The organism is Streptomyces colonosanans (assembly GCF_001866645.1).
In the GTDB taxonomy this organism is placed as follows: Bacteria; Actinomycetota; Actinomycetes; order Streptomycetales; family Streptomycetaceae; genus Streptomyces; species Streptomyces colonosanans.
In genome coordinates, this window is record NZ_MLYP01000065.1 from 1 (window position 1) to 13335 (window position 13335).

A 13335-nucleotide genomic window follows, 5' to 3' on the forward strand; every position below is an offset into this window, starting at 1 on the left:
CGGAAGCCCTCGTACTGGACGTACTTGGGCTTTCGGTCGGCGCGGCGAGTGGGGGTACCCCCTGCTCGAAGAGCTTGGGGGAGGCGTGCCGGGCGTCGCGACGGGGCAAACGTTGCCTGTTGCGGCACTAGTGCCCCGGCAGGCAATGTTCGCCCGTCAAGGAGCGGCGTCCGGTGCGTTCCCCCACGCTCGGCTTCGCTCGCGCGGGCGGTGCCCCACCGGCGTGCCGACCGGAAGCCCTCGTACTGGACGTACTCGGGCTTTCGGCGGGTGCGGCGAGCGGGGATACCCCCTGCTCGAAGAGCTTGGGGGAGCGTGCCGGGCGTCACGACGGGGCGAACGTTGCCTGTGGGGGCACTAGCTCTTCTCGAAGCGGAAGCCCACGCCCCGTACCGTCGCGATGTAGCGCGGGTTCGCTGCGTCGTCGCCCAGCTTCTTGCGGAGCCAGGAGATGTGCATGTCCAGGGTCTTGGTGGAGGACCACCACGTCGTGTCCCAGACCTCGCGCATCAGCTGGTCACGTGTGACGACCCGGCCCGCGTCCCGGACGAGGACGCGTAGCAGGTCGAACTCCTTGGCGGTGAGCTGCAGCTCTTCGTCGCCCATCCACGCGCGGTGCGACTCGACGTCGATGCGCACCCCGTGCGTGGCGGGCGGCTGCGCCGGCTCGGTGGCGCCGCGCCGCAGCAGGGCCCGGACCCGGGCGAGCAGCTCGGCGAGCCGGAAGGGCTTGGTGACGTAGTCGTCGGCGCCCGCGTCCAGGCCGACGACGGTGTCCACCTCGTCGGCGCGCGCGGTCAGGATGAGGATCGGGACGGTGTGGCCCTCGGCGCGCAGGCGGCGGGCCACCTCCAGGCCGTCCATGCCGGGCAGCCCCAGGTCCAGCACGACCAGGTCGACGCCGCCCTGCATTCCGGCGTCGAGTGCGCTGGGTCCGTCCTCACGCACTTCGACCTCATAACCCTCCCGGCGAAGGGCACGGGCCAGCGGCTCAGAGATGGACGCGTCGTCCTCGGCGAGCAGTACACGGGTCATGGGGTGATGGTAGTCCGCTTGCGCGGGGCGCAAGGGTGTGAAGGCAGGTGTGATCGGCGCACACCGGCTCTTACCTTGGGTTGCGAAGAAGCGGTCGCGCCCCCGTTTGCCACGGGTGCCGAGTCGCACCTGCGGCTGTTAGGTGCCATCCCGGTTGGGACCTTCGAATAGGTGTCCGCGGTTCCGGAATCACCTGTGATTCACGTCTCAACTTCTTCCATATCCGCTGCACTCATGCCGTATGGTGACCAGAACGCCTGTAGCACCATTGGAGACCTTTGGCGAGCACAAGACGCTGAAGGTCTCTTTTGCGTGCGGGCTGGTCCATCTCCAGCCCTGACAAGAACGACCTGTAGCCGGGCCTCGCACGCAACGACGCGCGCAGGGCGTGGATCCCAGTGGTCGCCGTCCACCGCTCCGTGAACCGGGGCGGACACCCCTGGGCGTGGGGTGGACGACCGATACCGCTGGTGCCGGCCTTCCCCCACCGGGCGCGCACCGCTCCTGCAGCGCGTCCCGACCAGCAAGGAACGACCATGGCGTCCAGCCTGACGAAGGACTCGGTCAAACCGGGCACCCCCGGTTCCGAGAAGACCTTCTTCGGCCACCCCCGCGGCCTGGCCACCCTCTTCATGACCGAGATGTGGGAGCGGTTCTCCTACTACGGCATGAGGTCCCTGCTCCCGCTGTACCTGGTGGCGCCGGGCGGCCTGCACATGAACGCGGCCACCGCGACCGCGATCTACTCGGTGTACCTGTCCCTCGTGTACCTGCTGGCGCTGCCGGGTGGCTGGTTCGCCGACCGTGTCCTCGGCCCCCGCAAGACGGTCGCCGTGGCGGGCGTCATCATCATGCTGGGCCATCTCACGCTGGCCCTGCCGCCCGCCGGCACCTTCTTCGCCGGTCTCGGCCTGGTCGCCATCGGCTCGGGTCTGCTGAAGGCCAACATCTCGACGATGGTCGGCCAGCTCTACGACGGCCCGGACGACGCGCGCCGCGACGGTGGCTTCACGATCTTCTACATCGGCATCAACCTGGGCGCCTTCGTCGCACCGCTGGTCATCGGCACCATCGGTGAGAACGTCAACTGGCACCTGGGCTTCGCGCTCGCCGCGGTCGGCATGGCGCTCGGCCTCGGCCAGTACCTGCTCGGCGGCCGCCACCTGAGCGAGCAGAGCAACGTCGTGCCCACGCCGATGTCGGCCCAGGAGAAGTCCGCCACGCTGCGCAAGGGCCTGCTCTGGCTCGCCGTCGCCGCGGTCTTCTACGGCATCGTCGGCTTCTCCGGCCACTTCACCCTGAACTGGGCGCTGATCCCGCTGACCGTCATCGGCCTGATCGTGCCGATCCTGGTCATCGCCCGGATCCTGCGGGACAAGGACCTGGACGGCGAAGAGCGGTCGAAGGTGCGGGCGTACGTCTGGTTCTTCGCCGCCGCCGCCGTCTTCTGGATGATCTACGACCAGGGCGGTTCGACCCTGTCGCTCTTCGCCGACTCGTCGGCCAAGAACACGATCTTCGGCTGGAACTTCCCGGTCTCCTGGTACCAGTCCGTCAACCCGGTCCTGATCATGGCGCTGGCCCCGGTCTTCGCCTGGCTGTGGCTGGCGCTGAACCGGCGCGGCAAGGAGCCGAGCTCGATCGTGAAGTTCACGTCGGGTCTGGTCCTGGTCGGTGCGTCGTTCTTCGTGTTCCTCGCCCCGCTGGCGATCGCCGACGGCGGTCACAAGGCCGCGGCGCTGTGGCTGGTCGCCATCTACTTCCTGCAGACCGTCGGTGAGCTGACGCTGTCGCCGGTGGGTCTGTCCGTGACGACGAAGATGGCGCCGAAGAAGTACGCCTCGCAGATGATGGGCGTCTGGTTCCTCGCGGTCACCGCGGGTGACTCGATCACCGCCCTGCTGTCGAACCCGGCCGTCGGCGGGGTCAACCTCGACAAGAGGGGCTTCGTCGCCCTGGAGGCCGTGCTCGCCGTGGTCGCCGGATTCGCGGTGTGGATGTACCGCAACAAGGTCAAGAAGCTCATGGGCGACATCAACTGAGGCCTCACCTGCCCGGCTGAGCCCACGGAGGGCCACCGCATCTTCGGATGCGGTGGCCCTCCGGGCGTTTCCCGGTGTTCTCCTGAGACCGGCTCAGTGCCGCGCGGGCTTCCCGGAACCGGACCCGGGGTCGTGTGGAGGGAAGACACAGTACGCGCCGGATCCATGATGATCCGGCGCGCATGTCGTGCTGTACGTGCGGCAGAGCGTGCGAACAGCGCCCCGAGCGGGCAGGCGGCGCCACGCTCCACGCGGGCGGCGCGCGTTACGCGGGCGCTCCGAGTTCCGCCCAGACCGTCTTGCCGGCGATCCCGGGGGTCCGTACGACTCCCCAGTCCAGGCAGAGGCGCTGGACGATGAACATGCCGTGGCCGCCGGGGCGTCCGACGCGGTGCGGGCTGCGCGGCGCGGGCTGGCCTGCGCCCTTGTCGGTCACCTCGATGCGCAGCACCTTGCCGTCGCACCCGATCCACAGCTCGTCCGGGCCCTCGGCGTGCAGACAGGCGTTGGTGACGAGTTCGGACACGACGAGCAGCACATCCTCGGCGGCGGCCCGCCGTTCGGCGCCGGCGGCGGGCAACCAGCCCCACGCGTAGAGCGCCTGGCGGGTGAAGTCCCGGGCGAGCGGGACGACTCCACCCTTACCGTCGAAGCTCAGTCTGCGGGCCTGCCGGCCGGAGGAGGGCTCTCCTTCACCGGGCACGCCGGAGGAAGCATCCTCGTCGGACGCATCCCCCGCGGGCGTCCCGGAAGCGCCGCTGGGCTCGGGGCCGCGGTCGCCCGGCGAGTGGGGCCGGGTGGTGCTCATCAGCGCTTCACCTCACCGATTCACCAGTTCACGATTCAAGACTCAGTACGAAGATCGACGGCGTATCCGCCGGTTGTTGCTCGTGCCGTTCGCGTGGGGTCTTTTCGTCGCGGCTTTCGCCGTGACTGCCGACAGGTTCAGCATGTCTCCTGCCCGACCGCACCGCTGGAACACTCATGGATTGGGTCGGCTGACTGTGACACGCGTAACGCGCCGGTCACACAGGGACGCTGGGCGCACGCCCCGCCCCGCGCTACTCGGTCAGGGCCGCGTCCAGCGTCTCGTGGACGGTGAAGACGGCCTCCGCCCCGGTGATCTCGAAGACCCGGGCCACCACCGGCAGCATCCCCGCCAGATGGACCCCGCCGCCTGCGGCCTCGGCCTTCAGCCGGGCGCCGAGCAGGACGTTCAGCCCGGTGGAGTCGCAGAAATCCAGCCGTGAACAGTCCACGACCAGGCGTGAGAGCCCTCTCACAAGGCAGTCTTCCAGCGGTTCGCGCAGCAGATCGGCGGTGTGGTGATCCAACTCACCCGCCGGGGTCACGACGGCGCTCGTGCCCTCCTGCCGCACTTCGACCAGAAGCCGGCCCGACTGTGCGCTGCCGACCATCCCGCGGTCCATGCCGTCTCTCCCGACCGTCGTGGCTGTTGATGGACGCCCCCGAACACTACGCCTTCCCCACCCCCCGGACACCCGAACAACCCTATGAATTTGGACATTTCACCGCAGAACACACTTGCGGCAGGCCTGTGAAACCGGGTAGGGCTAGTAGGGACACCCACTCGACACGGCCGGCTTCGGAGGCGCCGCACACCGCACAGCACGTATTGGCATCGGCGGCCATATGCCGAGAACGATGGAGGACATCATGTCACCCCGGCTCGACGCATCGCAGACCCAGAGGGCGACGTCGGCTCCCCCTCCGGAACGACCGGACCACCACCTCGTGGACGGTTCGACGGAAGACGCACTCGCCGGACTTCCGGAGATTCCCCCCTACGACGAGGTGGGGCCGGTGGACGCACGGGCCCTGTCCAAGACGCTCTTCGAACGGCTGGAGTCGCTCGAAGAAGGCACGCACGAATACTCGTACGTCCGCAACACGCTCGTCGAACTGAACCTGGCCCTGGTGAAGTTCGCGGCCTCCCGCTTCCGTTCGCGCAGCGAGCCCATAGAAGACATCGTCCAGGTCGGCACGATCGGCCTGATCAAGGCGATCGACCGCTTCGAACTGAGCCGGGGCGTCGAGTTCCCCACCTTTGCGATGCCGACGATCGTCGGCGAGATCAAGCGTTTCTTCCGCGACACGTCGTGGTCCGTGCGCGTTCCGCGCCGGCTGCAGGAACTCCGTCTCGACCTCGCGAAGGCCGGCGACGAACTCGCCCAGCAGCTCGATCGCGCCCCGACGGTTGCGGAGTTGGCGGAACGCCTGGGCATCTCGAACGACGAGGTCGTCGAGGGCATGGCGGCGTCGAATGCCTACACGGCGAGTTCGCTCGACGCGCAGCCCGAGGAGGACGACTCCGAGGGCGCGCTCGCGGACCGCATCGGGTACGAGGACCACGAGCTCGAAGGCGTCGAGTACGTCGAGTCGTTGAAGCCGCTGATCGCCGAACTCCCGCAGCGCGACCGCAAGATCCTGTCCCTGCGCTTCGTGGCCAACATGACGCAGTCGGAGATCGGCGACGAGCTGGGCATCTCGCAGATGCACGTGTCACGGCTGCTGTCCCGGACACTGGTGCGGCTGCGGAGGGGGCTCACGGTCGAGGAATGACGGCCCGGCGGTGACGGGCCGTCGCCGACGATCACCGCCCGCCTGGTGCCCGGCCGAGTCGGTTCGGCCGGGCACCAGGCGCGTCAGGCGACCCTGCGGCCGCGCCGCCACACCTCGCTGACGAGCGGTACGCCCGGCCGGTACGCCAGGTGGACGTGGCTCGGTGCGTCGAGGATCGCCAGGTCCGCGTACGCGCCCGGGGTGAGGCGTCCGATGTCCGTGCGGCGCAGGGCCTGTGCTCCGCCCGCCGTGGCCGACCAGAGCGCCTCGTCCGGGGTCATACGCATGTCCCGTACGGCCAGCGCGATGCAGAACGGCACCGAGGACGTGAAGGACGAACCCGGGTTGCAGTCGGTCGACAGGGCGACGGTGACGCCCGCGTCGAGGAGACGGCGGGCGTCGGGCCACTCGGCGCGGGTGGAGAACTCCGCGCCGGGCAGAAGCGTGGCGACCGTGCGGCTGTTCGCGAGCGCGTCCACGTCGGCGTCCGTCAGGTGCGTGCAGTGGTCGGCGCTGGCCGCGTCGAGTTCGACGGCGAGCTGTACGCCCGGACCGTACGACAGCTGGTTCGCATGGATGCGCGGGTGCAGGCCCTTCGCCCTGCCCGCGGTGAGGATCGCGCGCGCCTGGTCGCCGTCGAAGGCGCCCTTCTCGCAGAAGACGTCGACCCACCGGGCGTGCGGCGCGCAGGCGTCGAGCATCTCGCCGGTGACCAGCGCCACGTACGCGGCCGGGTCGTCGGCGTAGTCCGGGGAGACGATGTGCGCGCCGAGGTAGGTGACCTCGTCCGTGTGCGCGGCGGCGATGCGCAGAGCGCGTGCCTCGTCCTCGACCGTGAGGCCGTAGCCGGACTTCGTCTCGAGGGTGGTGGTGCCCTGGCGGAGGGCCTCGGCGAGGTAGCGGACGAGACCCGCCTCCAGCTCCGTGTCCGTCGCGGCCCGCGTCGCCGCCACGGTCGTGCGGATGCCTCCCGCCGAGTAGCCGCGGCCCGACATACGGGCGTTGAACTCCTGCGTGCGGTCGCCTGCGAAGACGAGGTGGGAATGGGAGTCCACGAAGCCCGGGATCACGGCCCGGCCGCCGGCGTCGACCCGGTTGTCAGTGGCGGGTGCTTTGCTGGATTCACCGGTCCACACGACGCGGTCGCCGTCGATGACGACGGCCGCGTCCTGGATCAGTCCGAGAGCAGAGCCTCCGAGGGAGGGATCGTTGGTGACCAGGCTGGCGATGTTGGTGATGACCGTGCTGCTCATGTGTTCCTCGTGGGTGGCCGGAGTGGGGGTGGATGTCAGGCGCGCAGGGCAGCGACGGCGTCCGCCAGCGCCCGCGCCACGTCCGGTACGAGGGCGTGCGCCGCGTCACGGACGACGTGACGGCCGCTCACGACCGTATGCCGCACATCCGCTGCCGTCGCGGCGAATACGGCCGTCTCGGCGCCCAGCCGCGGCAGCGGCCCCGCGGTCCTGACCGAGTCCAGCGCGACCGTCGTGAAGTCGGCGAGCGCCCCGGGCTGCAGGGCGCCCGCGTCCTGCCAGCCGAGCGCGGCGTGCCCGTCGGCGGATGCCGCCCGCAGCAGAGCCGCCGCCGTCCAGTGGCCCCGTGTGCGGGTGCGCAGCCGCTCGTTGAGCTCCATCGCGCGTGCCTCTTCGAGCAGGTCGATGACGGCGTGGCTGTCGGAGCCGAGGCAGAGCGGGGAACCGGCCGACTGAAGGGCCACGGCCGGGCCGATGCCGTCCGCGAGGTCCCGCTCGGTGGTCGGGCACATACAGGTGCCCGTGCCGGTGGAGCCGATCAGCCGGATGTCCTCGTCCGTGAGGTGCGTGTTGTGGACACCGGTGGTGCGCCGTCCGAGGACACCGTGGTCGGCCAGCAGCCGCGTCGGGGTGCAGCCGTGGGCCTCCTGGCAGGCGTCGTTCTCCGCCGTCTGCTCGGAGAGATGGACGTGGAGCGGGGCCCGCCGCTCCTCGGCCCAGCGCGCCACCGTCGCCAACTGCCCTGCCGGCACGGCCCGTACGGAGTGGACGGCCGCACCGATCCGTGCGTGATCCCGTTCCTTGAGAACTGAACAGCGTTCGGCCCATGCCTCCGCCGTGCCGTCGGAGAAGCGGAGTTGGTGGGTGGTGGGCGGCTGCCCGAAGCCGGAGGAGAGGTAGGCGGTGTCGAGGAGGGTGATGCGGATACCGGCCTCGGCCGCGGCGGCGATGAGGGCCTCGCCCATGGCGTTGGGGTCGGTGTAGGGGGTGCCGCCGGGGGCGTGGTGCACATAGTGGAACTCACCGACGGCGGTGACGCCGGCCAGCGCCATCTCCGCGTACACGGCACGGGCGAGTGCGTGGTACGTCTCGGGGGTCAGCCGGCCGGCTACCGCGTACATGACCTCGCGCCAGGTCCAGAAGGTGCCGGAGCCGACCTGGACCGTGCCGCGCAGGGCGCGGTGGAAGGCGTGCGAGTGGGCGTTGGCGAGGCCGGGGAGGGTGAGTCCGCGCAGGATCTCGGCGCCGGGGGGCGGGGCGGCGACGCCGGTGCGGACGGCGGTGATGCGGCCGCCGGCCACTTCGAGGACGACTCCCGGCTCGACGGCGGGGTCGAGCCAGGCGTGTTCCAGCCAGTACGTCCGCGTCACCTGCCCACCAGTCCTTCCAGTACGTCGGCGAGTGCGGTCACCCCGGCCAGGCAGTCGTCCTCGGCGGCCTGCTCGGCCGGGGAGTGCGAGACGCCCGTGGGGTTGCGCACGAACAGCATGGCGGTCGGGATGCTCGCGGAGAGGATTCCGGCATCGTGTCCCGCTCCGGTGCCGAGGACGGGCACGGTCAGGCCGGTGTCCTTGCCGAGGATGCGGGCCAGTTCGTCGCGCAGGGCGTGGTCGAACTCCACGACGGGGGTGAACGACTCGCGGACGACGTCGAGTTCGACGCCGTAGGTGTCCGCGTACGCGCGGGCCGCCTTCTCGATACCGCCGACGACGGTGTCGAGGCGCTCCTGGTCGGCGGCGCGGGAGTCGAGCCAGCCGCGGACCAGGGAGGGGATGGCGTTGACGCCGTTGGGCTCGACGGCGAGCTTGCCGAAGGTGGCGACGGCGCCGACGCGTTCGGCCTCGCGACGGGCGGCCAGGACGGTCTCGGCGTAGGACAGCATGGGGTCGCGGCGGTCGACGAGCCGTGTCGTGCCCGCGTGGTTGGCCTCGCCCCGGAAGTCGAACCGCCACCGGCCGTGCGGCCAGATGGCACTGGCCACGCCCACGGGGTCAGCGCTCAGGTCGAGGGCGCGTCCCTGCTCGACGTGCAGTTCGACGAACGCGCCGATACGGCCGAGTCGCTCGGGATCGGCTCCGATGGCGTCGGGGTCGTAGCCGGCTGCCTCCATGGCCTGCGGCAGGGTGACGCCGTCGGCGCCGGTCAGCCGGTGCGCCGTCTCGAGGGTGAGCTGCCCGGAGGTCAGCCGGGATCCGACACAGGCGAGCCCGAACCGGGCTCCCTCCTCGTCGCCGAAATTGACGACGGCGAAGGGCCTGTCGAACACGGCACCCCGCGCCCGCAGTTCGTCGAGGGCCGCGAAGGAGGACACGACCCCGAGGGGTCCGTCGAAGGCACCGCCGTCCGGGACGGAGTCCAGGTGGGATCCGGTGACGACGGCGTCCCCCGCGGCGGGATCCCCGAGCCAGGCCCACTGGTTCCCGTTCCGGTCGACCTCGTAGGCGAGCCCGCGGGATTCGGCCTGCTCCTTGAACCAGGCCCGGCAGTCGACGTCGGCGCCGGTCCAGGCGAAACGGCGGTAGCCGCCGGAGGCGGAGCTGCGGCCGATCGGCAGCAGCTCCGCCCACATGCTGTGGAAGGTCACGCGTCGTCACCCTCGCGCATCGGGACGCGGACGCCCCGCTCCTGGGCCACCGACTCGGCGATGTCGTATCCGGCGTCGACATGCCGGATGACGCCCATGCCCGGGTCGTTGGTGAGGACCCGCCGGATCTTCTCCCCGGCCAGCTTCGTGCCGTCGGCCACCGTCACCTGCCCGGCGTGGAGGGAACGGCCCATGCCGACCCCGCCGCCGTGGTGGACGGACACCCACGACGCACCCGAGGCCACGTTCACCATGGCGTTCAATAGCGGCCAGTCGGCGATGGCGTCGGAGCCGTCGAGCATCGCCTCCGTCTCGCGGTAGGGCGAGGCGACGGACCCGCAGTCGAGGTGGTCGCGGCCGATGACGACCGGCGCGGACAGTTCACCACTGGCCACCATGTCGTTGAACCGCTCGCCGGCCCGGTCCCGCTCACCGTAGCCGAGCCAGCAGATACGGGCGGGCAGGCCCTGGAAGTGGACGCGCTCGCCGGCCAACTTGATCCAGCGGGCGAGGGACTCGTTCTCGGGGAACAGGTCGAGGATCGCCCGGTCGGTCCTGGCGATGTCGGCCGGGTCGCCGGACAGCGCCGCCCACCGGAAGGGGCCCTTGCCCTCGCAGAACAGCGGCCGGATGTAGGCGGGCACGAAACCGGGGAAGGCGAACGCCCGCTCGTACCCGGCCAGTTGCGCCTCACCACGGATGGAGTTGCCGTAGTCGAAGACCTCGGCGCCGGCGTCCAGGAAGCCGACCATCGCCTCCACGTGCCGGGCCATCGACTCCCGGGCGCGGGTGGTGAAGCCGGCCGGGTCCTTGGCGGCGTAGTCGGCCATGTCCTCGAAGGCGACACCGGTCGGCAGGTACGACAGCGGGTCGTGGGCCGAGGTCTGGTCGGTGACGATGTCGATGGGGGCGCTCATGGCCAGCAGCTGCGGGACGAGGTCGGCGGCGTTGCCCAGGACACCGATGGACAGCGGACGGCGCGCGTCGCGTGCCTCGACGGCGAGCTGGAGGGCGTGCTCCAGGGAGTCGGCCTTCACATCGAGGTACCGGTGCTCGATGCGGCGCTCGATGGCGCGCGGGTCGCAGTCGATGCAGAGCGCGACACCGTCGTTCATGGTGACGGCGAGCGGCTGGGCGCCGCCCATGCCGCCGAGCCCCGCGGTCAACGTGATCGTGCCCGCCAGCGAGCCGCCGAACTTCTTCGCGGCGACGGCGGCGAACGTCTCGTAGGTGCCCTGAAGGATGCCCTGGGTGCCGATGTAGATCCACGAACCGGCAGTCATCTGCCCGTACATGGTCAGGCCCAGGGCCTCCAGGCGGCGGAACTCCTCCCAGGTGGCCCAGTCGCCGACCAGGTTGGAGTTGGCGATCAGGACGCGCGGCGCCCACTCGTGGGTCTGCATCACGCCGACGGGACGGCCGGACTGGACGAGCATCGTCTCGTCCTGCTTGAGGGTCTGCAGCGTGCGGACCATCGCGTCGAAGGAGCGCCAGTCCCGCGCGGCCTTGCCGGTACCGCCGTAGACGACGAGCTTGTCGGGGTGCTCGGCGACCTCGGGGTCGAGGTTGTTCTGCAGCATCCGCAGAGCGGCCTCCTGCTGCCATCCCAGGGCGCTCAGTTCCGTACCGCGCGGCGCTCGGACAGGGCGAGGTCCTGACATGGTCTGCCTCCTGATGGACGGCCGCACGCGGCCGACGGCGCGCGGACTAGTGAAGTTGTTATTCACATCCTGGCGACGTGAATAGAAGTAGTCAATACGTCGGTGTGCCAGCGGTACGGCGACAGGGATGTTTGGCTGGATGCATGTCCGCAGAAGCTGACACGGGAACGGGGGACGCGGTGACTATGAAGGACAACGGGGCGGGGCCGGCCGCCGGGACCGGGCATCCGGGGGACATCGGACGGGTGACGCGCCGGGACGAGGCCGTACGGAGCGCCGTCGAACAGGGCCTGCTGGGGCCGGGCGCTCCCATCGTCGGCCTCCTGGACGTCGTCGGCATCCGGGACTCGGCGGCGGAGCTGCGGGCGGCCTTCGACGCAGTGGTCGCACCGGGCACGCCAGTGCTGCACGCCTTCGCGGTGAAGGCGACCCCGCTCGTACCGGTGCTGCGGCTGCTGAGCGAGGCCGGGATCGGCGCTGAGGTGGCGAGCCCCGGGGAGCTGGCCCTTGCCCGGGCGGCCGGGGTGGCGCCGGAGCGGACCGTCCTCGACTCGCCCGCCAAGACACCGGCCGAGTTGCGGGAGGCGCTGGCACTGGGCATCGCCGTGAACGCGGACAGCCCGCAGGAGCTGGAGCGGATCGACGGCCTCGTCCGTACGACCCGGACGGACTCCCCCCTGGGAATCCGGGTCAATCCGCAGATCGGGGCCGGTTCGATCGAGGCGCTGTCGACGGCGACGGCGACGTCCAAGTTCGGAGTGGCGCTGCGGGACGAGGGGGCGCGTGCGTGGGTGGTGCGCGCCTACGCCGAGCGGCCGTGGCTGACGCGGCTGCACGCGCACTCCGGTTCGCAGGGCATGCCGCTGTCGCTGATGGCACGGGGCATCGCGGAGGCGTACACGCTCGCCGAGGAGATCAACCGGCATGTGGGGCGCCGGCAGATCGACACGATCGACATCGGCGGCGGGCTGCACGTGAACTTCGATTCGGACGTCACGACACCCACCTACGCGCAGTACGCGCGACTGCTGGCGGAGGCGGTGCCGGGGCTGTTCGACGGGCGGTACGGGCTGGTCACCGAGTTCGGACGGTCGCTGCTGGCCAAGCACGGGACCGTGGTGGCGCGGGTGGAGTACGCGAAGAGCGCGGGCGGCCGGGCCGTCGCGGTCACACACGCGGGCGTCCAGGTGGCGACCCGCACGGTGTACGCGCCGGCGTCCTGGCCGCTGCGGATCGCGGCGTACGACGCGAAAGGGCACCCGAAGAAGGGGCCCGAGGTGGTGCAGGACGTGGCGGGACCGGCGTGCTTCGCGGGCGACCTGCTGGCCGAGGGGCGCAGGCTGCCGCTCCTGGAGCAGGGCGACTACGCGGCGGCACTGGACACCGGGGCGTACTACTTCGCGCACCACTACGCGTACAACTCCCTGGCGCGGCCGGGAGTGTACGGCTACGCGCCGGGCGAGGACGGCGGGATCCGGTTCGCCCTCGTACGCAAGCCGCAGACGGTCGAGGAGATCGTGGCGGAGTCGGGCGGGGAGCACACGGGCGCGCTGACGGCCCTGTGACCGTGCCCCGTACGCCCCAGCCCGCGGACCCGCACGTCGGTCCGCGCACGCCCCGGTGATCCCCAACACCCTTGTAATCAAGGTCAATCGACTCACTTTAGTAACCCGGCGCATGTCCCACTGGAAAATGCCAGAAGCCTCACCCCCTTGCGCACACGTTGCGTAGCCTCGGCGTCACTCAGCCGTACCCGAGGTGGGAGGGGAGCGACGGTGCCCGGAATCGACGAGTGCCTGCTGGAAGCCATGCGACTGCCCGGTGCCCGGGGCGCCGCGGTGGTCGACTGGACCAGCGGGCTCGCCCTGGGCACGGTCGGGGACTCACCAGGCGGCGACCACGAGAGGACCGCGGCGGAAGCGGCGGAACTGGCCCGGCTGGCCGCCGAGCACCGCGCGTTCGCCCCGGAGGGAGACGCCGACTGGTCCGAGAACGCATGCCCGGTCGAGGATCTGATCATCGCCAACCGGGACAGCTACCACCTGCTGCGGTTCGTCCCGACCACCTTCGACAGCAGCGTCTTCCTGCATCTGTGGCTGGCCCGCGAGGAGGGCAACCTGGCCCTCGCCCGTATCCGGCTCGGTGAGATGGCCGGACGGCTGGTGCTGGGATGACGA

General features: G+C 70.6%; 11 protein-coding genes. 4 read left to right on the top strand and 7 right to left on the bottom strand.

Features of this window, described 5'->3' with window-relative positions; translation table 11 throughout:
• Positions 1–357: 357 nt before the first annotated feature.
• Positions 358–1035: a response regulator transcription factor gene (locus BIV24_RS24590; RefSeq protein WP_071368616.1), complete on the bottom strand. Its 678-nt coding sequence runs from the start codon at positions 1033–1035 to the stop codon at positions 358–360.
• A gap of 536 nt (positions 1036–1571) precedes the next feature.
• Between BIV24_RS24590 and BIV24_RS24595 the strand changes: the two genes are divergently transcribed.
• On the top strand, positions 1572–3077 hold the full coding sequence (locus tag BIV24_RS24595) for an oligopeptide:H+ symporter (RefSeq protein WP_071368617.1): 1506 nt from the start codon (positions 1572–1574) through the stop codon (positions 3075–3077).
• Positions 3078–3342: 265 nt separating this feature from the next.
• On the opposite strand, the gene BIV24_RS24600 is transcribed toward BIV24_RS24595, so the two are convergent.
• Both BIV24_RS24600 and BIV24_RS24605 read right to left on the bottom strand, forming a co-directional pair.
• Complete coding sequence (locus tag BIV24_RS24600) at positions 3343–3885, bottom strand: ATP-binding protein (RefSeq protein ID WP_071368618.1); 543 nt, start codon at positions 3883–3885, stop codon at positions 3343–3345.
• A gap of 253 nt (positions 3886–4138) precedes the next feature.
• Positions 4139–4507, bottom strand: coding sequence for an STAS domain-containing protein (locus BIV24_RS24605; protein ID WP_071368619.1), 369 nt, complete (start codon positions 4505–4507; stop codon positions 4139–4141).
• A gap of 247 nt (positions 4508–4754) precedes the next feature.
• On the opposite strand from BIV24_RS24605, the gene BIV24_RS24610 reads away from it, so the two are divergent.
• The gene (locus tag BIV24_RS24610; RefSeq protein ID WP_071368652.1) at positions 4755–5660 is read left to right on the top strand and encodes an RNA polymerase sigma factor SigF; all 906 of its coding nucleotides are present in this window, start codon (positions 4755–4757) and stop codon (positions 5658–5660) included.
• Positions 5661–5743: 83 nt separating this feature from the next.
• Here the strand turns inward: BIV24_RS24610 and hutI are convergent, their stop codons facing one another.
• From hutI to hutU, 4 genes are read right to left on the bottom strand one after another with little or no spacing between them, the layout of a single operon-like run.
• Complete coding sequence (gene hutI, locus BIV24_RS24615) at positions 5744–6913, bottom strand: imidazolonepropionase (protein ID WP_071368620.1); 1170 nt, start codon at positions 6911–6913, stop codon at positions 5744–5746.
• A gap of 35 nt (positions 6914–6948) precedes the next feature.
• Positions 6949–8283 carry a formimidoylglutamate deiminase gene (locus BIV24_RS24620; RefSeq protein ID WP_071368621.1) on the bottom strand — a complete coding sequence of 445 codons (1335 nt, stop codon included), beginning with the start codon at positions 8281–8283 and terminating at the stop codon, positions 6949–6951.
• Positions 8280–9497: an allantoate amidohydrolase gene (locus tag BIV24_RS24625; protein ID WP_071368622.1), complete on the bottom strand. Its 1218-nt coding sequence runs from the start codon at positions 9495–9497 to the stop codon at positions 8280–8282. The genes BIV24_RS24620 and BIV24_RS24625 overlap by 4 nt, the downstream gene beginning before the upstream one ends.
• A complete protein-coding gene (gene hutU, locus BIV24_RS24630) occupies positions 9494–11158 on the bottom strand; it encodes a urocanate hydratase (RefSeq protein ID WP_071368623.1) in 1665 nt (554 codons plus the stop codon). The genes BIV24_RS24625 and hutU overlap by 4 nt, the downstream gene beginning before the upstream one ends.
• 185 nt (positions 11159–11343) lie before the next feature.
• Between hutU and BIV24_RS24635 the strand changes: the two genes are divergently transcribed.
• Positions 11344–12723 carry a type III PLP-dependent enzyme domain-containing protein gene (locus tag BIV24_RS24635; RefSeq protein WP_071368624.1) on the top strand — a complete coding sequence of 460 codons (1380 nt, stop codon included), beginning with the start codon at positions 11344–11346 and terminating at the stop codon, positions 12721–12723.
• Positions 12724–12933: 210 nt separating this feature from the next.
• Positions 12934–13332 (top strand): hypothetical protein, encoded by a 399-nt coding sequence (locus BIV24_RS24640; RefSeq protein WP_071368625.1) that lies wholly within the window; start codon positions 12934–12936, stop codon positions 13330–13332.
• The last annotated feature ends 3 nt before the right edge of the window (positions 13333–13335 follow it).